The sequence below is a fragment of the Streptomyces galbus genome, assembly GCF_005280195.1.
Lineage (GTDB): Bacteria > Actinomycetota > Actinomycetes > Streptomycetales > Streptomycetaceae > Streptomyces > Streptomyces galbus.
In genome coordinates, this window is sequence record NZ_SZPR01000012.1 from 459,686 (window position 1) to 479,035 (window position 19,350).

Sequence of the window (19,350 nt, forward strand, 5' to 3'; positions counted from 1 at the left end):
ACAGGAGAGAGGAGCGGCACCGTGCACGACGGCGACGAGGGAGCCGGGCCGGCCGGCCGGCGCAAGGACGCGCGGCGCAACAAGGCGAACCTGCTGGAGGCGGCCGCCGCGGTCTTCGTCGTGCAGGGCGTCGACGCGCCCGTGCGCGAGATCGCGGCCCGGGCCGGGGTCGGCGTGGGCACGATCTACCGCCACTTCCCGACCCGCGCGGACCTCATCGTGGCCGTCTACCGGCACCAGGTGGACGCCTGCGCCGAGGCGGGCCCCCGCCTGCTGGCCGAGAGCCCCAGCCCGCACACCGCGCTGGAGCGGTGGATCGACCTGTTCGTCGACTTCCTGGTCACCAAGCACGGCCTGGCCGCCGTCCTCCAGCCCGGCGCCGGCTTCGACGCGCTGCACGCCTACTTCCTCGACCGCCTGGTGCCGGTGTGCGGCCATCTGCTCGACGCCGCCGCCGGCGAGATCCGCGCCGACATCGAGCCGTACGCGCTCATGCGGGGCGTCGGCAACCTCTGCATCGGCGCCGACAACGACCCCCGCTACGACGCGCGCCGCCTGGCGGCCCTCCTGGTCGCGGGACTGCGCCGGGCGGGGTGAGCGCGCCGGCGGGCCGGGGGCGGCCGGCCGGGGACGGCGGGCGGCCGGTGGGGGCCTGAATCCGGGGTATCAGAAGGGTCCGACCGGAGACACGGAGGAGTCATGGCACTGGTGGAAGCGGGCGTCGTCGTGCTCGACTGCGCGGAGCCCGAGCAGCTCGCGGAGTTCTACAAGGCGCTGCTGGACGGCGAGGAGACCTACGTCAACGCCAACCGGGTGGAGATCACCGGCGCGGGCGGCACCCGGCTCGCCTTCCGCCGGGACGTCAACGCGACCCCGCCGAGCTGGCCGCGCCCGGAGAACTCGCTCCAGGCGCACCTGGACTTCGTGGTCACGGACCTCGACGAGGCGGAGCGCCGGGTCGTGTCCCTCGGCGGCCGTCCCCTGGAGGCCAAGTCCGCTCCCGGCCCGTACGAGGAGCGTGCCTGCTCCGACCCGGCGGGCCACTCCTTCACCCTGCGCAAGGTCCCGGCACCCGCGCCCAAGCAGGGCTGACCGCACAGCGCGGGGCGAGGGCGACGCACGAGAGGGGCTGGGCCGCACGGCCCAGCCCCTCTCGACGTCGTACCGGCCGGTGTCCGCGTCCCTGGCGTCTCCGGCCCGTGACACCCCGCCGCTCAGTCGCGGCCCTTCTTGTCCTTCGCCGGCCACGTCCCGGTGGACCGCTCGATCGCCTTCGCACCGGTGCGGTCGGCCGCGCTGCGGACCGCCGCGAAGATCGCGCCCTGGATCGCCGCGGCCAGCAGGATCTCACCCCAGCCGCGCTCACGGTCCAGTGCGTCCGGAGCGTCGTCCTCGTGCCGCACGGCCTTCCACACCTGCTGGAAGGCGTATCCCGCCAGGGCGCCGCTCGCCCAGCTGAACACGAATCCGACGGGCTGGTAGACCAGGGGGAGTTTCCGCTTCTTCTTGGCCACGTGCGCCTCCTTGTTGTACGTACGGTCGGTCGTCGGGTCAGGGCCGTCCCCGCGCCGGGACCTGCTCGCCGGCCGGCACCGGCCCGGGCGGGGTGCCGTCGCCGAACGGCCGCCCGCCCAGCTCCTCCCGGCGGTGCGGGGCGAGCCAGCCGGACAGGTCCGGGCCGAGGGGCACGATCCGGGTCGGGTTGATGCCGGTGTGGACCTGGTAGTAGTGCCGCTTGATGTGGTCGAAGTCGACGGTGTCGCCGAAGCCGGGCGTCTGGAACAGGTCACGCGCGTACGCCCACAGCACCGGGTCCTCCGTCAGCTTCCAGCGGTTGCACTTGAAGTGACCGTGATAGACCGCGTCGAAACGGACCAGTGTGGTGAACAGCCGGATGTCCGCCTCGGTGATCGTGTCACCCACCAGGTAGCGCTGCCCGGCCAGTCGCTCCGACAGCAGCTCCAGGCGCCGGAAGACGCCCGTGCAGGCCGCCTCGTACCCCGCCTGCTCGTGCGCGAACCCGGCCCGGTACACCCCGTTGTTCACGTCCTCGTACACGTCGGCCATCACCGCGTCGATCTCGTCGCGCAGCTTCTCCGGGTACAGGTCGGGCGCGCCCGGCCGGTGCAGCGCCGTCCACTCGGTGGCGAGGTCCAGCGTGAGCTGCTGGTAGTCGTTGGTGACCAGCCGGCCGCTCGGCACGTCGACGACCGCCGGCACGCTCACCCCGCCGGGGTGGCCGGGCTCGCGCCGTTCGTAGGCCTCCGCCAGGTAGCGGATGCCGAGCACCGGGTCGCGGCTGTCGGGGTCCAGGGTGAACCGCCAGCTCCGGTCGTCCTGCACGGGGTCGGTGACGGCGAGGGACAGCGCCTCCTCCAGGCCCAGCAGCCGCCGGGAGATCACCGCCCGGCTCGCCCAGGGGCAGGCCCGGCTGACGACCAGCCGGTAGCGCCCGGCCTCCACCGGCCAGCCGTCCCGGCCGTCCGCGGTGATCCGGTCCGCGAAGTGGCTCCGGGACCGCTTGAACGCCCGGTGGCCGTACGCCTGGTTGCCGTCGCCGCCACCCCTCATGCCGCCTCCCGTCGCTCGTGCGTCTCCTGCGCTACGCGTTCCCCGTTTTCGGCCGACGGCACGGTGTGAGCGCATCCGGCCGGGGCAGTCGCCCAGGGTGAGCGGGACAGCGACGCAGACGCAGACAGAGACGGACCGGACGGACGAGCACACCGAGGAGGGGGCGGACCGCCGCACACGGGTCACCGTGCTGGTGGCGCTCGCCGCCAACCTGGTCATCGCGGCCGCCAAGGCCGTGGGCGGCCTGCTGGCCGGCTCCCCGGCCCTGTTGTCGGAGGCCGCGCACTCCGTGGCGGACAGCCTGAACGAGGTCTTCCTGCTGGCGGCCCTGCGGCGCAGCAGGCGCCCGGCCGACCGGCGTCATCCCTTCGGCTACGGCAAGGAGCGCTTCTTCTGGTCGCTGCTCGCCGCCGTCGGGATCTTCGTCATGGGCGGCTGCTTCTCCGTCTTCCAGGGCGTCGAGGCCCTGAGGAACGGTGCCGAGGAGGAGTTGAGCGGCTACATCGCCGGCCTGATCGTGCTCGGCGTCGCCTTCCTCGCCGAGGGCGCCTCGCTGTTCCGCGCCCTGCAGCAGGTCCGCCGCCAGGGCGGCAAGGCCGGACTGCGCGACCCCGCGCTGCGCACCGTCGTCGCGGAGGACGGCACCGCGGTGCTCGGCGTCACCCTGGCAGCCGTCGGCATGGCGCTGCACATGGTGACCGGGCAGGTCGTGTGGGAGGCGTCCGCCTCGATCGCGATCGGCGCGCTGCTCGTCTACGTCGCCTACCGCCTGGGCCGCGAGGCGCGCGACCAGCTCATCGGCGAGGCGGCCGACCCCGAGGCCAGCGACCGCATCCGGGACCTGCTGGCCGCGCAGCCGGAGATCGACAGCGTGGAGGCCCTGTTCACCATGAAGACGGGCCTGGACTCGATCCTGGTCGCCGCCCGTATCGACCTGATGCCCGGCCTCGACAGCGAACAGGTCGAGGAGGTCGCCGACCGCATCAAGCGCTCCGTCGCCGAGGCGGTCCCCGACGCGGGGGAGATCTTCCTCGACGTCACCGACCGCGGCACGCGGGAGACGCACGAAAGCCCCGCCGCGACGGGGGAGCGCGGCGGGGCCTGACCTCCGCGTGCCCGGGGCGCGGTCCTTCATGCGCCCCGGGCAGGGACTTCCTCGGCGGGTGCGGACGGGTCTGCCCGTACCGCACCCGCCGCGGGATCCGGTGCCTCAGTCCGACAGCGGCTCCAGCACGAACACCGGGATCTCCCGGTCGGTCTTCGTCTGGTACTCGGCGTAGGGCGGGTACGCCGCGACGGCCCGCTCCCACCAGTCGGCCTTCTCCGCACCCGTCACCTCACGGGCCCGGTAGTCCCGCCGGTCGGGCCCGTCCTGCAGCTCGACGTGCGGGTCGGCCTTGATGTTGTGGTACCAGACCGGGTGCTTCGGCGCACCGCCCTGGGAGGCGACCACCGCGTAACGGCCCTCGTGCTCCACCCGCATCAGCGGCGTCTTGCGGATCTTCCCGCTCTTCGCTCCCCGGGTCGTCAGCACGATCACCGGCAGCCCGGTGTCCCGGAGCGTCGTTCCCTCGGTGCCGCCGGAGCTCTCGTACAGCTCCACCTGGTCGCGCACCCACTGCTCGGGGCTCGGCTCGTACTCGCCTTCGAGGGGCATGGCATGTCCTTTCCTCGCGTCACGGACTGACTCGCACCGTGCGTCAACACCGGTACGCCTACGGATCATCCGCACCGGGTTCCGCCAGGATCGCGTACCGACACGCACTGCGGGGCGGCTTTCGGCCCGGGACGTCATCCCTCGGTCGCGGTGCCGTAGACCTTCGGGCGACGGCGCCGGGCCCGGCGCGCCCGGAGAGTGGCGGCATGGAGAAGAGCAACGGGACGAGCAGGGCACGGTTCCTCGCCGGAGCGGCGGCCGCCGGAGTGTCGGCGGCGCTGCTGCCCACCGGCCGGGCCGTGGGGGCCGCGCAGACCGCGGGAGCCGCTCGGGCCGCCGCCGCGGGGGCCGGCGGGCCGCGGCGCGGCCTGCGCCACCGGGGTGTCGTGTACACCGTCGGCGCCGGCGGGACGCCGGCCACCGGCTTCAGCGCGGCCCGGATGCGCGCGGACCTCCGCGTGATCCGCGACGCCCTGCACGCCGACACCGTCGACGTCACCGGCGACGGCGTGGCGCGCCTGACGGCCACCGCCGCCGAGGCCGCCGAACTCGGGCTGCACGTCTGGCTGCAGCCGACGCTCGGCGACCTGCCACAGCGCGACATCCTGGACCACCTCGCCGAGACCGGGCGGTTCGCCGAGCGTCTGCGGCGGCAGGGGGTGAGCGTGGACCTCGGCGTGGGCTGTGAGTTCTGGCTGTTCGTGCCGGGCATCGTGCCCGGCGCCACGGTCCTGGAACGGGTGCGCAACCTGCTGGAGGGCCACGTGGACCCCGTCGCCGTGCAGCGCCGGCTGGACGCGTTCACGGCCCGGGCGGCGGCCGTCGGCCGCTCCGTGTTCCACGGCCGGCTCGGGTACGCCGCCGCCCAGGACGACGAGGTCGACTGGCGGCTGTTCGACGTGGTCGGCATCGACTACTACGCCGCGTTCCGCGACCACGCGGCGCACCGCCGCGAACTGCGCCGGTACCTGCGCTGGGGCAAGCCGCTGGCGATCACCGAGTTCGGCACCTGCGCCTACGTCGGCGCACCCGGGGCCGGCGGAATGGGCTGGGACGTCGTCGACCCGGCAACGGGGGAGGTCAGGGCCGGGCTCGTGCGCAGCGAGCGCACCCAGGCGGCCTACGTCGCGGACCTGGTCGACGTCTTCTCGTCGCTGGGCCTGTACGCCGCGATGGCGTTCGAGTTCGTCACCCCCGACAGCCCGCACCGCCCCGGCGACCCGCGCCACGACCTCGACCTGGCGAGCTACGCGCTCACCAAGACGCTCCAGGACCGCCCGGGCGATCCGGACTCCGACTGGCACTGGGAGCCGAAGGAGGCGTTCCACGCACTGGCCCGCGGCTACGCCCGCGCGGATCGCCGCACCCGGGGCGGCCGTCACCCCGGTGCCTGAGGAGGGCCCGACTCCGTTGCCGCCGGCTCCCCGTGGCCCGGCCGCGCGAGGTCGCCCGCCCGCCTCAGTAGGGTGCACGGATGACCGATCCCGACCGCAGCCCGTTCCTCTACGTCGTCGTCTGCGCCGCCGGGGTCGCCGCCGACGTCGGCACACTGATCACCGCCGCGCAGGAGCGGAACTGGGAGGTCGGCGTCATCGCGACCCCCCACGCCATGAACGGCTTCTTCGACGCCGAGGCGGTGCGCGCCCGGACGGGCCGGCCCCTGCGCTCGGCCTGGCGGCGTCCCGGCGAGCCACGGCCCTTCCCCGCGCCCGACGCCCTCGTACTCGCCCCGGCGACCTTCAACACCGTCAACAAGTGGGCCGCCGGGATAGCCGACACCCTCGCCCTGGGCACCCTGTGCGAGGTGGCCGGGCTCGGGGTGCCGATCGCCGTGCTGCCCTGCGTGGCCGACGCGCTGGCCGCACACCCCGCGTACCGGGAGAGCGTGGCCCGCCTGCGGGGCATGGGCGTACGGTTCGCCGACCCCTACGGTGGGCAGGCGGGGGAGGACGGCGGCCGGCCGCAGTTCGGCTGGGAGCGGGTGCTCGACCTGCTCGACGAGGACCGCCGCTGACCGGCCGGGCCCGACGAGGGTGCCGGAGCGAGAACGCCACCGACCGCGGGGAGCAGGAACGATGGAGTACGTGAAGCTCGGCACGACGGGCCTGGACGTGTCGCGGATCTGCCTGGGCTGCATGACCTACGGCGTGCCGGACCGGGGCACGCACGAGTGGACCCTGGACGAGGACGCCTCCCGCCCGCTGATCCGGCAGGCGCTGGAGGCGGGCATCACCTTCTTCGACACCGCCAACGTCTACTCCGACGGCACCAGCGAGGAGATCGTCGGACGGGCGCTGCGCGACTTCGCCCGCCGCGACGACATCGTGCTGGCCACGAAGGTGCACGGCAGGATGCGCCCGGGCCCCAACGGCGCCGGGCTCTCCCGCAAGGCGATCATGACCGAGATCGACCACAGCCTGCGCCGCCTGGGCACCGACTACGTGGACCTCTACCAGATCCACCGCTGGGACCCGCACACCCCGGTCGAGGAGACCATGGAGGCGCTGCACGACCTGGTGAAGGCGGGCAAGGTCCGCTACATCGGGGCGAGTTCGATGTACGCCTGGCAGTTCTCCAAGGCCCAGTACACCGCCGAGCGGCACGGCTGGACGAAGTTCGTCTCCATGCAGAACCACTACAACCTCCTCTATCGCGAGGAGGAGCGCGAGATGCTGCCGCTCTGCGCCGACCAGGGCGTCGGGGTGCTGCCGTGGAGCCCGCTCGCCCGGGGACGGCTCACCCGTGAGTGGGGCACCGTCACCGACCGCAGCACGACGGACGCCTTCGGCAGCGGCCTCTACCAGGAGGGCGACCGCGCCGTCGTCGAGGCCGTCGGCCGCATCGCCGACGAGCGCGGCGTCCCGCGCGCCCAGGTGGCCCTGGCCTGGCTGCTGCAGCAGGACACCGTGACCGCTCCGATCATCGGCGCCTCGAAGCCCCGGCACCTCGAGGACGCGGTGGCCGCGGTGGAACTGGACCTGACCGAAAAGGAGCGGGAAGAACTGGAAGGGCCCTACACCCCGCACCCCGTCGCCGGTCACTGAAACACCCCATTGCGCGGAATGCGGACACCGCTGACCTCGCGAAAGGGACACCAATAGCGGGAGCGTCCTCGAATAGCCGCGCGAATTGACCCGGTGTCAATATCGCGCCGACCGCACCCTTCGCGCAAAACCGTGGAATCGCTTGTTCCTGATCCTTCGGCTGTGCCAAGGTGTGCGTGTCGGCGCACAGACAACGAGGTTCGCCCCGCTGTGCGCGGAGGCCGCTCCCGTCCACCCCCCACGCTCCACACGGGCAGCCCCTGGCGGACGTGCGAGAAGCCCAACCCTGCGCGAGAAAAGCCCGGCGCTCCGTCGGCCGGTCGCCATACCGTTTGGTATGGACTTTCTGACACGTGTCCCAGGAGGAATGCAGTCGTGAAAGACACCGGCCTGTCCGATTCCACGACTTCGGCACGCCGTTCCGCTGCGACGGACGAACAGCTCAGTGCCGAACTCAAGAACTGGACCGGTGCGTCACCCGCGCTGCACCCCGTCGGTGAACTCCTCGACCGGCACTGGGAGGCGGCCTTCGCCTACGCCCGGCTGTGCACCGACGGGGAACGCGCGGCCGGCATGCTCACCACGGCCGCCTTCACCCGCGTCTTCGGCGAGTCGATGCGCCAGAACGGCCCCACCGCCGCCTGGCGCCCCCACCTGCTGGTCACCGTGCGCCGCATCGCCGCCGAGTGGGACGGCGACGGCCGCCGCGAACTCCTCCACCCCGAGCTGCGCGCCGCTGGCGGCGACGGCGAGCGGCTGGCCGCGCGGCTCCTGCCGCCGCTGAACCGCCGCCTGCTCTCCCGCGCCTACCAGCGGCTGCCGCAGACGGCCCGCTGCCTGCTCTGGCACACCGAGGTCGAGGCGGAACCGACGTCCGCGCCCGCCGCCCTGCTCGGCCTCGACGACGAGGGCGCCACGGTCGAGCTGCGCCGCTCCCGCGAGCGACTGCGCGAGGAGTGCCTCCAGCTGCACCGCGAACTCGCCGTCGACGAGGACTGCCACCGCTACCACCGGCTGCTCGACGTCACCTGCCGCCGCGGCGGCGCCGACGTGGACCCCGACCTGCGCGCCCACCTCCGGCACTGCCGCCACTGCGCGCACACCGCCGACCAGTTGCGCCACTGCGCCGACGGGCTCGGCCTCGCCCTCGCCGAGGGCGTGCTCGGCTGGGGTGCCCGCGCCTACCTCACCTCGCGCCTCACCCTCCCCGAGCCGCCGCCCGACCACGCGACCCCGCACACCGCAGGCGCGCGGGACACGCCCCCGCCCGCGGGGGAGGCGTTCACGACCGGGGCCACCGCAGCCACCGGAGCCGGCAGGACCAGCGCAGCGGCCGGGACCAGCGCATCCACCGCGCCCCGCCCGCGGTCGGTGCGCAAGGCGGCCCGTCGCGCCCGCCGCAGGCATCTCGCCGTCGCCGCGCTCACCGTCAGCGGCCTGATCGCGCTGCCCCTGGTCGTGTGGTCCCTCCTCGGCACCGGCGACGGAGCGGGCCGCCGCCCCGGCCCGGCCACCTCCACCGGGCCGGGCGCCGGAACGTCCGGGCCCTCCTGGGTGAGCGCGGGTGAGTCCGGGGCGGCGGGCACCCTGCGCGGCCGGCTGCACAACGTCGCCTCCGGGCTGTGTGTCGGGATCATCGGGGGGAAGGCGGTGAGCGGCGCGGAGACCGGCCTCGCCCCCTGCTCCTCGGCGGCCGGACAGCAGTGGGCCTACGAGCCCGACGGGCTGCTGCGCAACGGCGCCGCCCCCGCCCTCTGCCTCGACTCCCGCCTCGCCTACTCGGTACGGCTCACCCCGTGCGCGAGCACCGGCACCGCCGCCCGCGACCTGCGCCACGACTTCACCCTCCAGGGCACGCTGGTCCCGCGCTGGAACCAGGACCTGGCCCTGACCCCCGCCGCGACCGACGGCTCCGGCACCCTCGTGGCGAAGAACCGCGCCGACAGCGCCGTCCAGCGCTGGGTGATCGACACCTCCGGGCCCGATCCGCACCTGCAGACCGTCAACTGGGGCGCCGACGGCGGCACCGGCCCCAGCTCGTCCCCGAGTCCGAGGCCGGCGCGGCCCGCGGCCCCCGCCCCGACCACCGCCCCGCCGGACCGCACGCCCGCCCCGTCGGCGTCCGCCACGCCGACCTGCTCGTACGCCACCTGGTACGCCTGCTCGTGGGGCGACCGCGGCGGCGACGGCCGGCCAGGCGGCCCGGGCGGCTACGGCGGCTACGACGGTCACGGCCACGGAGGCACCGGGTACGGGCGCCGCTGACCCGCGCCCGGGTCAGGTCCCCAGGAGCTGCAGCGACCCCCACAGCGCCAGGACCGCCACGCCCAGGGACGCGGGCACCGTGAGCAGGCCGAGCCGGGTGAACTCACCCACCTGCGCGTGGTCGGAGGCGTCCGCCTGGGCGTGCACCACGCGCCGCCAGAGGAGGGTCGCCAGCGACCCGGCGTACGTCAGGTTCGGGCCGATGTTCACGCCCAGCAGCACGGCCAGCACCACACCGGGCCCGGCCGGGGCCGTCAGGGGCACCAGGACCAGGACGGCCGGCAGGTTGTTGATCAGGTTCGCCAGCAGGGCGGCCAGGGCGGCCACCGCGAACAGGGTGAGCAGCCCCGAGCCCTCCGGCAGGAGGTGCCGCAGGGCGTCGGCGAGACCGTTGTCCACGACCGCCCGGACCACGACGCCGAGCGCCAGCACGAACGCCAGGAACCCCGGTGCCGCGGCCCGCACGACCTCGACGGGCCCCGCCTGCCGCCGCACCATGGCCCGCACGGCGAGGACGAGCGCCCCGGCGAACGCCGCCCAGGCCGGCTCCACCCCGGCGGCCGACGCCACCACGAACCCCGCGAGCGTGCAGGCCACCGTGATCAGGGCGAACAGCGGCACCTGCGGCGCCGGGCCGGTGTCCGGCTCCGGCTCGGCCGCCGGCAGGTCGGCGGCGAAGAAGCGGCGGAAGACCAGGTACTCGGCGCCCACGGCGACCACCCAGGGCAGCGTCATCAGCGCCGCGAACCGGGTGAAGCTGAGCCCGCTCGCCGTGAACGCCAGCAGGTTGGTGAGGTTGGACACCGGCAGCAGCAGCGAGGCCGTGTTCGACAGGTGGGCGCACGCGTACAAGTGGGGCTTGGCCCGCACGCCCATGCGGGCCGCGGTGGCGAGGACGACCGGGGTGAGCAGGACCACCGTGGCGTCCAGGCTGAGCACCGCCGTGATCACCGAGGCCAGTACGAACACCGACGTCAGCAGCCGCCGGGGGCGCCCCGCCGCCCGCCGGGCCATCCACGCCCCGCACGCCGTGAAGAGTCCCTCGACCGCGCAGAAGTGGGCGAGCACCAGGACGGCGGCCAGGAAGCCGATCACCGGCCCCAGCCGCTCGGCCTCGGCGAGCGCGTGCTGCGGGGAGATCACGCCGGCGGCGAGCGCCACGGCGGCGGCCGGCACGGCGACCAGTGCCTCCGGGCGGCCCTGGGGGCGCAGGACGGCCCACACCAGGGAAGCGACGAGCAGGACGACGGACAGGGCTTCGGCGAGCGGGGCGTTCAGGGCGGATCCTCGGGAGCGCGTTCGGTCGGACAGTCGGACAAGGGAACACATCAAAACAGGCCACGGTAAGAAACGCTCCATCGCGGAATCGCTCGGTCCGCTCCATCGCGGAACCGCCCGGTCCGGCGAGGCAGGAACGGCCCGCCGGGGTCCGTCAGGGACCGGTCCCCGCCGCGAGCGCCGTCAGCCGCACGGCGGAGGCGTTGCCCGACACCGGTACCGGGCCGCCCGTCCACCGCACCCTGAGCGGGTCGTGCTCGTCCGGCGGGGTCACCAGCAGCGTCACCGGGGTCGCCGCCCGCGCGCCGCTCACCTCCGGGCTGGAGAAGCTCAGTCCGGCCCACGCACTGCGGCCGGGGGCCAGCGTGATCCGCACCGGCGGGGTGGCGGAGCTGCGCTCGGGGTCGGCGCCGAGCTGCCGGCCGGACGCGTCGAGGAAGGCGGCGCCGGGATGGCCGTACACCGTGCAGGTGCGGGTGGAGGTGTTGGTGAGCACGACCGGGAAGTTCTCCTGACCGGCCCCCGGGTCGTCGCGGCCGACGAAGGCGCGCAGTTCGGAGCTGTGGCAGCGGCCGCCGGCCGCGGTCGACGCCCCGCGCCCCGGAGCGGTCGCGGTCGCGGCCGTGGGGGTCCCGGGGGCGGGGGCGGACGCCGAGGTCCGGGGCGCCGCGGAGGTGGTCCCGCCCGCGGGGGAGGCCGACGAGGCACCGGAGCCGTGGCCGCCGGCGCAGCCGCCGACCAGGCCCAGTACCGCCAGAGCGCCTACGAGCAGTCGGCCGGGGCGACCGTGCACCATGTCCGTCCACCTTTCCCGGTGGTTCGAAGCGGTCCCTGGCACCGCGTGTTCCCGTGCGCCGGGCGGCTCACTCCTCCTCGACCAGGCCGAGCTCCGCCCAGATCGTCTTGCCGTCGGCGGTGTGCCGGCTGCCCCACCGCTGGGTGAGCTGCGCGACCAGCAGCAGCCCCCGGCCGCCCTCGTCCCAGGTCTTGGCGCGGCGCAGGTGCGGCGCGGTGTGGCTGGTGTCGGACACCTCGCAGATCAGCGTGGCGGTGTCGTGGATGAGCCGCAGCCGGATCGGGTGGGAGCCGTACCGGATGGCGTTGGTGACCAGTTCGCTGACCACCAGCTCGGCGGTGAACGACACCGCGCTCAGCTCCCAGGTGTCGAGCTGGGCGAGGACTTGCTTGCGGATCGGCGCGACCAGCGCCGGGTCGGCCGGGATGTCCCAGGTGGCGACCTGCGAGGCGGGCAGGCCGCGGGTGCGGGCCAGCAGCAGGGCCACGTCGTCGGCGGCACCGCCGGCCGGCAGCAGCCCGCGCAGGATGCGGTCGCAGGTCTCGTCCAGGGAGCCGGACGGCGCGGCCAGCGCCGCGCACAGGTCGTCGCGGGCCGCGTCCACGTCGCGCAGCCGGGACTCGATCAGCCCGTCGGTGTAGAAGGCGAGCACGCTGCCCTCGGACAGGTACAGCTCGGCCGACTCGAAGGGCAGCCCGCCCAGCCCCAGCGGCGGACCGGCCGGCAGCTCGACGGTCCGGGGCGCACCGCCGGGCGGCAGCATCAGGGGCGCGGGATGACCGGCCCGGGCCAGCGTGCAGCGGCGTGAGACGGGGTCGTACACCGCGTACAGGCAGGTCGCCCCGACCTCGCCGGGGCTGCCCTCGCCACCCGCCTCCTCCGACAGCCGCACCACCAGGTCGTCGAGGTGGGTGAGCAGTTCGTCGGGCGCCAGGTCGATGTCGGCGAGGGTGCGCACCGCGGTGCGCAGCCGGCCCATCGTGGCCGACGCCTGGATGCCGTGCCCGACGACGTCGCCCACGACCATCGCCACCCGCATCCCGGACAGTGGGATCACGTCGAACCAGTCGCCGCCGACCCCGGCCCGCGCGGCCGGCAGGTAGCGGGAGGCGGCGTCCACGCCGGCGGTGCGCGGCAGCGAACGGGGGAGCAGGCTGCGCTGGAGGGCGAGGGCGGTCTCGCGCTCGCGGGAGAAGCGGCGCGCGTTGTCGACGCACACGGCGGCCCGCGCGGTGACCTCCTCGGCGAGCAGCACGTCGTCCGGGCTGAACGGGTCCGGCCGCCGGAACCGCCGCAGCACGGCCACCCCGAGGGTCACACCGCGGGCCCGCAGCGGCACCGCCATGCTGGAGTGGATGCCCAGCGCGCGCATCCGGTCCCGGCGCTCGGTGTCCACGGCCAGCCACTGCTCCATGTCGGGGTGGGGCAGCGTCACGGCGACGGTGCGGCCGCTGGTCAGCGAGTCGGCCTGCGGCGATCCCGACGGGTACGTCAGCACCTGGCCGGGCTCGGCGAGGGCCTCGGGCACGCCCGGGTTCACCGACTGGTGCGCGGCCCGGCGCAGGCTCAGCGGGGCGGTGAGCGGGGCGGGCGGTTCGCCGCCGCGCGGGTCCAGCAGGTCGACGCTGACGAAGTCGGCGAGGGCGGGCACGCACACGTCGGCCAGCTCCTGCGCGGTGCGGGTCACGTCGAGGGTGGTGCCGATGCGCACGCTCGCCTCGTTGACCAGTTGCAGCCGCTCGCGGGCCCGGTGGTGCTCGGTGAAGTCGTGCGCGGCCATGGTCACGCCCCGCACCCGCCCCGCGTCGTCGGTGACGGGCGCCAGCCGGGCCAGCCAGGCGTACGCGCCGTCCTCGCCGTCGGTGCGCAGGTGGGTCCGCACGTCCTCGGCGCGGCCGGTGGTCAGGACGCGCAGCATGTCCCGTTCCAGCGCCTCGCTCTGCGGTCTCCCGCCGATCTCGGACGGCCGCAGCCCCCGGATGTGCTCGGCGGGCAGCCCGAGGAGTTCGGCCATGGCGTCGTTGAGGTGGCTCAGCCGCAGCCGGTCGTCGTACACGGCGACCGCGCAGGGCGACTGGAGGGGACCCTGCACGGCGAGGAGCGCGTCGGCGGGGGAGGGCGGCGCGGGCAGCGGGGCGACCACCAGCCAGTGGCCGGGACCGCCGTCGTCGGGCCGCCGGTGGTGGGCGAGCAGCCACACGGTGACCGGGTGGCCCTCCCGGTGGCGCAAAGTGAGTGTTCCGGACCAGCGGGGGCCGGTGGGGACGCGCGGTGCCCCGTCGGCGAGCAGGTGGGCGGCGGGGGTGCCGACCACGTCGTGCGGCTCCCAGCCGAGCAGCGTGCGGGCGCCCGGGCCCCAGTCCGCGAGGGTGCCGTCGTCGCCGACGACGGCCCGCGCCGTCGCGGCTTCGTCGAACGGATAGACCGGGCTCATCCTCGCCACTCCATCGCGGACACTCACAGTGAACAGGCGCGCACCTGGTCCCAGCGTAGTGCGTCCGGTCCCGGCGCGGACCGGAACCCCCGGGGCCGGGAACGCCCCGCCCCGGCCCCGGGTCAAGGGCGATTTCCGGCCGACCGGACGCTGCGCGACGCGGACGCAAATCCATCGTGTCCTGACCGTTGACGGGGTGTCATGAGCGCAGCAAGCATGTCTCGCGTCCGAATTTTGGGAGCGCTCCCACGCACCTGGCGCACCCGCACGTCCCGAGGAGCCCAGACGTGAAACGACGCACAACCGCCTTGCTCACCCTCACCGCCCTGCTGGGCACGGCGCTCACCGCGCTGCCCCTGCAGCAGGCCGGTGCCGAGGAGGCCGAGCAGGTCAGGAACGGCACCTTCGACACCACCAGCGACCCGTGGTGGACGAGCAACGTCACCGCGGGCCTGAGCGACGGCCGGCTGTGCGCGGACGTGCCCGGCGGCACCGCCAACCGCTGGGACTCCGCGATCGGCCAGAACGACATCACGCTGGTCAAGGGGGAGACGTACCGGTTCTCCTTCCACGCCTCCGCAGTTCCCGAGGGACACGTCGTGCGGGCGATCGTGGGCCTGGCCGTGTCGCCGTACGACACCTGGCAGGAGGCGAGCCCGGTGCTCACCGAGGCCGACGGCTCGTATTCCTACACCTTCACCGCACCCGTCGACACCACCCAGGGGCAGGTCGCCTTCCAGGTCGGCGGCAGCACCGACGCCTGGCGGTTCTGCGTGGACGACGTGTCGCTGCTCGGCGGGGTGCCCCCGGAGGTCTACGAGCCGGACACCGGGCCCCGGGTGCGCGTCAACCAGGTCGCCTACCTGCCCGCCGGACCGAAGAACGCCACCCTCGTCACCGACGCCACCGCCCGGTTGCCCTGGCAGCTCAGGGACGCCAAGGGCGCGACGGTCGCCCGGGGCCTCACCGTGCCGCGCGGGGTCGACGCCTCCTCCGGGCAGAACGTCCACTCGATCGACTTCGGCACCTACCGTGGGCACGGCACCGGCTACACCCTGGTCGCCGACGGCGAGACCAGCCACCCGTTCGACATCGACGCGGCGGCCTACCGCCGGCTGCGGCTGGACTCCGTGAAGTACTACTACACGCAGCGCAGCGGCATCGCGATCCGTGACGACCTGCGGCCCGGCTACGGCCGCGCGGCCGGCCACCTGGACGTCGCCCCCAACCAGGGTGACGGGAAGGTCCCCTGCCAGCCGGGCGTGTGCGACTACACCCTCGACGTCACCGGCGGCTGGTACGACGCCGGCGACCACGGCAAGTACGTCGTCAACGGCGGCATCGCCACCTGGGAACTGCTGAGCACCTACGAGCGGTCGCTGCTGGCCCGCACCGGGCACCCGGCCGCCCTCGGCGACGGCACCCTCGCGCTGCCCGAGAGCGGCAACAAGGTGCCGGACGTCCTCGACGAGGCCCGCTGGGAGCTGGAGTTCCTGCTGAAGATGCAGGTGCCCGCCGGGCAGCCGCTGGCCGGCATGGTCCACCACAAGGTCCACGACGAGCAGTGGACCGGTCTGCCCCTGCTGCCGAGCCAGGACCCGCAGAAGCGGGAGCTGCACCCGCCGACCACCGCGGCGACCCTCAACCTGGCCGCGACGGCCGCCCAGGCCGCCCGGCTGTACCGGCCCTACGACAAGGCGTTCGCCGCGCGGGCGCTGACGGCCGCCCGCACGGCCTGGCAGGCCGCCCTCGCCCACCCCGACCTCTACGCCGACCCGAACGACGGCACCGGCGGCGGCGCCTACAACGACGACGACGTCACCGACGAGTTCTACTGGGCCGCGGCCGAGCTCTACCTGACCACGGGGGAGCGGCAGTTCGCCGACCACGTCCTCGCCTCCCCGCTGCACACCGCCGACATCTTCGGCCCGACCGGCTTCGACTGGGGCCACACGGCCGCCGCCGGCCGCCTCGACCTGGCCCTCGTGCCCAACAGGCTGCCCGGCCGCGACCAGGTGCGCCGCTCGGTGGTCAAGGGCGCCGACGCCTACCTCGCCACCCTGACCGCCCACCCGTACGGGATGCCGTACGCACCCGCGGGCAACCGCTACGACTGGGGCTCCAGCCACCAGGTCCTCAACAACGCCGTGGTCATCGCCGGCGCCTACGACCTCACCGGCGCCCGCAAGTACCGCGACGGGGCACTGGAGGGCATGGACTACATCCTCGGCCGCAACGCCCTGAACATCTCCTACGTCACCGGCTACGGCGAGGTCAGCTCCCACAACCAGCACAGCCGCTGGTACGCCCACGAGCTCGACCCGAGCCTGCCCAACCCGCCGTCCGGCACCCTCGCCGGCGGGCCCAACTCCAGCATCCAGGACCCCTATGCCCAGTCGAAACTGACGGGCTGCGTCGGCCAGTTCTGCTACATCGACGACATCCAGTCCTGGTCCACCAACGAGACCGCGATCAACTGGAACGCGGCCCTCGCCCGCATGGCCTCCTTCGCGGCCGACCAGGGCTGACCCGGCACCACCCCGGGTACCGCTCGGGTACGCCTCTGACCTGGCGCTATTTACGGGTCAGTACCCGAGCGGTACCGTGAAGGACATGCCAGCCCTCAATGTGGAATTCAGCGACCGCGAGCTGGAGGACCTGCGGCAGATCGCCAAGGAACGCGGTACGTCGATGAAGGCGCTCGTGCGCGAGGCGGCCGCCGCCGACATAGCGCGCCACCGGGCGCTGCAGGAGGGGGCGGAGGCGTTCCGGCGCTTCTTCGCCTCGCACGCCGACGAGTTCGCGGCGGCGTTCCCCGACGACGAGGCGCCCGTGCGGGGCGAGGGGCGGGTCGCCTGACCGATGACAGCCGTCATCCACATCGACGTCCCCTGGCTGCTCCAGCGCCACGAGGAAGTACTCCCGGACCAGCCGACCGTCAACGACTTCTCGGCCCTGGTCGCCGCCGTCGCCCGGCACCGGGTCGACCCGCCCCGGCTCGGCGTGGACTCCGACCCCGCCTGGCGGGCCGCCGCCCTGCTGCACACCCTCGCCGTGCTCAAGCCGCTGCCGTCCGCCAACGCCCGCTTCGCGTGCGCCACCGCCGTCGCCTACATGTTCGTCAGCGGCGTCGGCATCGACCCGCCCTACGGCGCGCTGGTCGACCTCGCCCGCGACCTGATGTCCGGCAAGGCCGACGTCTACGGCGCGGCCGACCGGCTGCGCTCCTGGCAGATCTGAGGCGCCGGCCGGCCCGGCGCACGGCAGCCCGGCCACCGGGGCCCCCGGGGCCGCCGGCCGAGGGCGGGAGGATCAAGGCCGGCGGCCGGTGTCGCGCGGGGGAGCCGCCGTCCCGCGCGGGGCCTCCGAGGAAGGGCCGTCCCCAGTGCACTACGGCCCCCGGTCCTCGGGGAGCGTGCGACGCGCCCCGGCGCGTGCGCGGGGTTCACACGGGGCGCGGAGGAAACGAACACCTCGCTGACGGGTCCGAGTTGGGCCGCCCTGTCGACTTTCTTTCAATAAGGCCGAAGTTGTACTTGTGCCTTGTTGCGCGCTCGTGAGGTGTGCGAGGGTGAAACACCCGTGCGGGGGGTGACGGCCGGGATCACCGTGCATCACGGGGAACCAGGGGCATCCGTCTGCGAGCGGGGGCCCACGTCGCCCGGAGCGACCGCGCTCCCCGCCACGCCGACCTGGTCACGCCCCCGAAGGAACCGCTCAGTGCTCACCCCCCGTCCTCCCCGTCCCCCCTACCCGCCGCCCGGCGGGGACTCCGGAGAGTCCGACGAGTCACTCGCCGCCGGAGTGCGCGGCGGCCCGGACGGAGAGGTCGCCGAGTCCACCGCCCTGCTGATCGCCCGGCACTGGCGGCCGGTGCACGAGTACGCGGTGATCTGCCTCGCCTCGTCCGGCAGCGTCGCCGCCATGGTCACGGGGGCCGCCTTCCACCAGGTCTTCGACCGGCTCAAGCTGGGCGAGCAGGGCACCGCGCTGCGTCCCCGGCTGCTGGTCACCGTGCGCGACACCGCCCTGCTGTGGTCCGGCGCCGAGCGGATATCCGGCGTGCTGCCCGTGCTCGGCAAGCCGTCCGGGGCGCGCGGGATGCGGGCGGCCAAGACGCTCGTCCCGGAGAACCGCGTCCTGGCCGAGCGCGCCTACCAGGGCCTGCCCTCGGTCGACCGCAGCGTGCTGTGGCACGTCGAGGTGGAGGCCGAGCCGCTGGGCCTCGCCGCCGCCCTGCTCGGCGTGGACGCCGACACCGCCGCCGCGGCCCTCGACCAGGCCCGTGACAAGCTGCGCGAGGGCCTGGTCCGCGCCCACCGCGAACTCGCACCCAGCCGGGAGTGCCGCTTCTACAACCGGCTCCTCGACGTCCCCCTGCGGCGCGGCGCCCAGCTCCTGCCCGACGTGCGCCGCCACCTGGACGCCTGCCGGTACTGCCGGGCCGCCGCCGAGCAGCTCGGCCACTTCGACGGACGTCTCGGCGCCCTCCTCGCCGAGGCGGTCCTCGGCTGGGGCGCCGGCCGCTACCTCGAGTCCCGTCCGGGCCGCTCCCGGCAGCAGTCCGCGCGGCTGCGCGGCGCGGCCCGCCACCGCGGCGGACGCCCGCGCCGCGCCGCGCTGCGCCTGCTGGACCGCCTGCCCGTGCCCGCCCGCTCCTCGCGCACCCTGCTGACCGGCGTCGGCCTCGCCTCGGCGGGGCTGCTGACCACCCTGCTCGCCACCGGCATGTGGTCCGACGACGGCGGCGCCGACCCCGCGGCCTCCACCAGCGCCGACGGCGGCGGCACCGTCCCCGGCTCCGCCCGCCTGCCCACCGCGCCCCAGGAGACCCGGCTGCGCAACGCGGCCGCCGACCTCTGCCTCGCCGTCGACGGCGCCCCCCGCGACGGCGCCCCGCTCTCCCTCGCCGCGTGCTCCGCGAACCCCGCCCAGCAGTGGCGGTACGAGAGCGACGGGCAGTTGCGCAGCGTCGCCGAGCCCCACCTGTGCGTGGACTCGCACGCCGACGCCGGGGTCGTCCTGCTCGGCGCGTGCACCGAGGGCGCCGACGCGCGCGCCGACGACGTCCGCTACGACCTGACCGCACAGGGCGAGTTCCTGCCCCGCTGGGACCAGGACCTGGCGCTGACCACGGCCGGCCGCGACCCCGGCGCCGACCTCGTGGTCAAGGTCCGCGACGGCGCACCGGGCCAGCGGTGGCTGGCGGACGGCAGCGCGCCGCGCCGCGGCTCGCTGTCGGTCAGCGGCACCGGCGGCCCGGCCGCCCGCCCGGCCCACGCGTCCGGTCACGACGCTTGACGGC

The 19,350-nt window shown here is 74.7% G+C and carries 17 protein-coding genes; 11 read left to right on the forward strand and 6 right to left on the reverse strand.

Going from position 1 to position 19,350, the window contains the following annotated elements; genetic code table 11:
* Positions 1-21 precede the first annotated feature (21 nt).
* Positions 22-597 carry a TetR/AcrR family transcriptional regulator gene (locus tag E4U92_RS15090; RefSeq protein WP_137300883.1) on the forward strand — a complete coding sequence of 192 codons (576 nt, stop codon included), beginning with the start codon at positions 22-24 and terminating at the stop codon, positions 595-597.
* A gap of 102 nt (positions 598-699) precedes the next feature.
* Positions 700-1,092: a VOC family protein gene (locus tag E4U92_RS15095; RefSeq protein ID WP_137300884.1), complete on the forward strand. Its 393-nt coding sequence runs from the start codon at positions 700-702 to the stop codon at positions 1,090-1,092.
* A 122-nt stretch (positions 1,093-1,214) separates the two neighbouring features.
* Here the strand turns inward: E4U92_RS15095 and E4U92_RS15100 are convergent, their stop codons facing one another.
* Entirely contained in the window at positions 1,215-1,514 is a 300-nt protein-coding gene (locus E4U92_RS15100) for a DUF4235 domain-containing protein (RefSeq protein ID WP_067232962.1), read from the reverse strand.
* Between the two features lie 37 nt (positions 1,515-1,551).
* Entirely contained in the window at positions 1,552-2,571 is a 1,020-nt protein-coding gene (locus E4U92_RS15105) for a glutathione S-transferase family protein (protein ID WP_137300885.1), read from the reverse strand.
* 97 nt (positions 2,572-2,668) lie between these two features.
* On the opposite strand from E4U92_RS15105, the gene E4U92_RS15110 reads away from it, so the two are divergent.
* Complete coding sequence (locus tag E4U92_RS15110) at positions 2,669-3,676, forward strand: cation diffusion facilitator family transporter (protein ID WP_229862050.1); 1,008 nt, start codon at positions 2,669-2,671, stop codon at positions 3,674-3,676.
* A gap of 105 nt (positions 3,677-3,781) precedes the next feature.
* Here the strand turns inward: E4U92_RS15110 and E4U92_RS15115 are convergent, their stop codons facing one another.
* The gene (locus tag E4U92_RS15115; RefSeq protein WP_137300887.1) at positions 3,782-4,228 is read right to left on the reverse strand and encodes a nitroreductase family deazaflavin-dependent oxidoreductase; all 447 of its coding nucleotides are present in this window, start codon (positions 4,226-4,228) and stop codon (positions 3,782-3,784) included.
* A 206-nt stretch (positions 4,229-4,434) separates the two neighbouring features.
* On the opposite strand from E4U92_RS15115, the gene E4U92_RS15120 reads away from it, so the two are divergent.
* The 4 genes from E4U92_RS15120 (at position 4,435) to E4U92_RS15135 (ending at position 9,537) form a co-directional block, all read left to right on the forward strand.
* Entirely contained in the window at positions 4,435-5,622 is a 1,188-nt protein-coding gene (locus E4U92_RS15120; protein ID WP_137300888.1) for an abortive phage infection protein, read from the forward strand.
* Between the two features lie 80 nt (positions 5,623-5,702).
* Entirely contained in the window at positions 5,703-6,242 is a 540-nt protein-coding gene (locus E4U92_RS15125; protein WP_137300889.1) for a flavoprotein, read from the forward strand.
* A 61-nt stretch (positions 6,243-6,303) separates the two neighbouring features.
* A complete protein-coding gene (locus tag E4U92_RS15130) occupies positions 6,304-7,272 on the forward strand; it encodes an aldo/keto reductase (RefSeq protein ID WP_137300890.1) in 969 nt (322 codons plus the stop codon).
* Between the two features lie 375 nt (positions 7,273-7,647).
* Positions 7,648-9,537: an RICIN domain-containing protein gene (locus tag E4U92_RS15135; protein ID WP_137300891.1), complete on the forward strand. Its 1,890-nt coding sequence runs from the start codon at positions 7,648-7,650 to the stop codon at positions 9,535-9,537.
* Positions 9,538-9,549: 12 nt separating this feature from the next.
* Here the strand turns inward: E4U92_RS15135 and E4U92_RS15140 are convergent, their stop codons facing one another.
* From E4U92_RS15140 to E4U92_RS15150, 3 genes are all read right to left on the reverse strand, one after another.
* Positions 9,550-10,866: an SLC13 family permease gene (locus tag E4U92_RS15140; protein ID WP_137300892.1), complete on the reverse strand. Its 1,317-nt coding sequence runs from the start codon at positions 10,864-10,866 to the stop codon at positions 9,550-9,552.
* Positions 10,867-10,969: 103 nt separating this feature from the next.
* Positions 10,970-11,611 (reverse strand): DUF4232 domain-containing protein, encoded by a 642-nt coding sequence (locus E4U92_RS15145; protein ID WP_137300893.1) that lies wholly within the window; start codon positions 11,609-11,611, stop codon positions 10,970-10,972.
* A gap of 67 nt (positions 11,612-11,678) precedes the next feature.
* Positions 11,679-14,045 carry a SpoIIE family protein phosphatase gene (locus E4U92_RS15150; RefSeq protein ID WP_137300894.1) on the reverse strand — a complete coding sequence of 789 codons (2,367 nt, stop codon included), beginning with the start codon at positions 14,043-14,045 and terminating at the stop codon, positions 11,679-11,681.
* 287 nt (positions 14,046-14,332) lie between these two features.
* On the opposite strand from E4U92_RS15150, the gene E4U92_RS15155 reads away from it, so the two are divergent.
* The 4 genes from E4U92_RS15155 to E4U92_RS15170 all read left to right on the forward strand — a co-directional run bounded on the left by E4U92_RS15155 (position 14,333) and on the right by E4U92_RS15170 (position 19,346).
* Positions 14,333-16,573: a glycoside hydrolase family 9 protein gene (locus tag E4U92_RS15155; RefSeq protein WP_137300895.1), complete on the forward strand. Its 2,241-nt coding sequence runs from the start codon at positions 14,333-14,335 to the stop codon at positions 16,571-16,573.
* A gap of 85 nt (positions 16,574-16,658) precedes the next feature.
* Positions 16,659-16,904 carry a hypothetical protein gene (locus E4U92_RS15160; protein WP_137300896.1) on the forward strand — a complete coding sequence of 82 codons (246 nt, stop codon included), beginning with the start codon at positions 16,659-16,661 and terminating at the stop codon, positions 16,902-16,904.
* Between the two features lie 3 nt (positions 16,905-16,907).
* Positions 16,908-17,285, forward strand: a complete 378-nt coding sequence (locus tag E4U92_RS15165; RefSeq protein ID WP_137300897.1) for a toxin Doc — start codon at positions 16,908-16,910, stop codon at positions 17,283-17,285.
* Positions 17,286-17,765: 480 nt separating this feature from the next.
* Entirely contained in the window at positions 17,766-19,346 is a 1,581-nt protein-coding gene (locus E4U92_RS15170) for an RICIN domain-containing protein (RefSeq protein ID WP_137300898.1), read from the forward strand.
* The last annotated feature ends 4 nt before the right edge of the window (positions 19,347-19,350 follow it).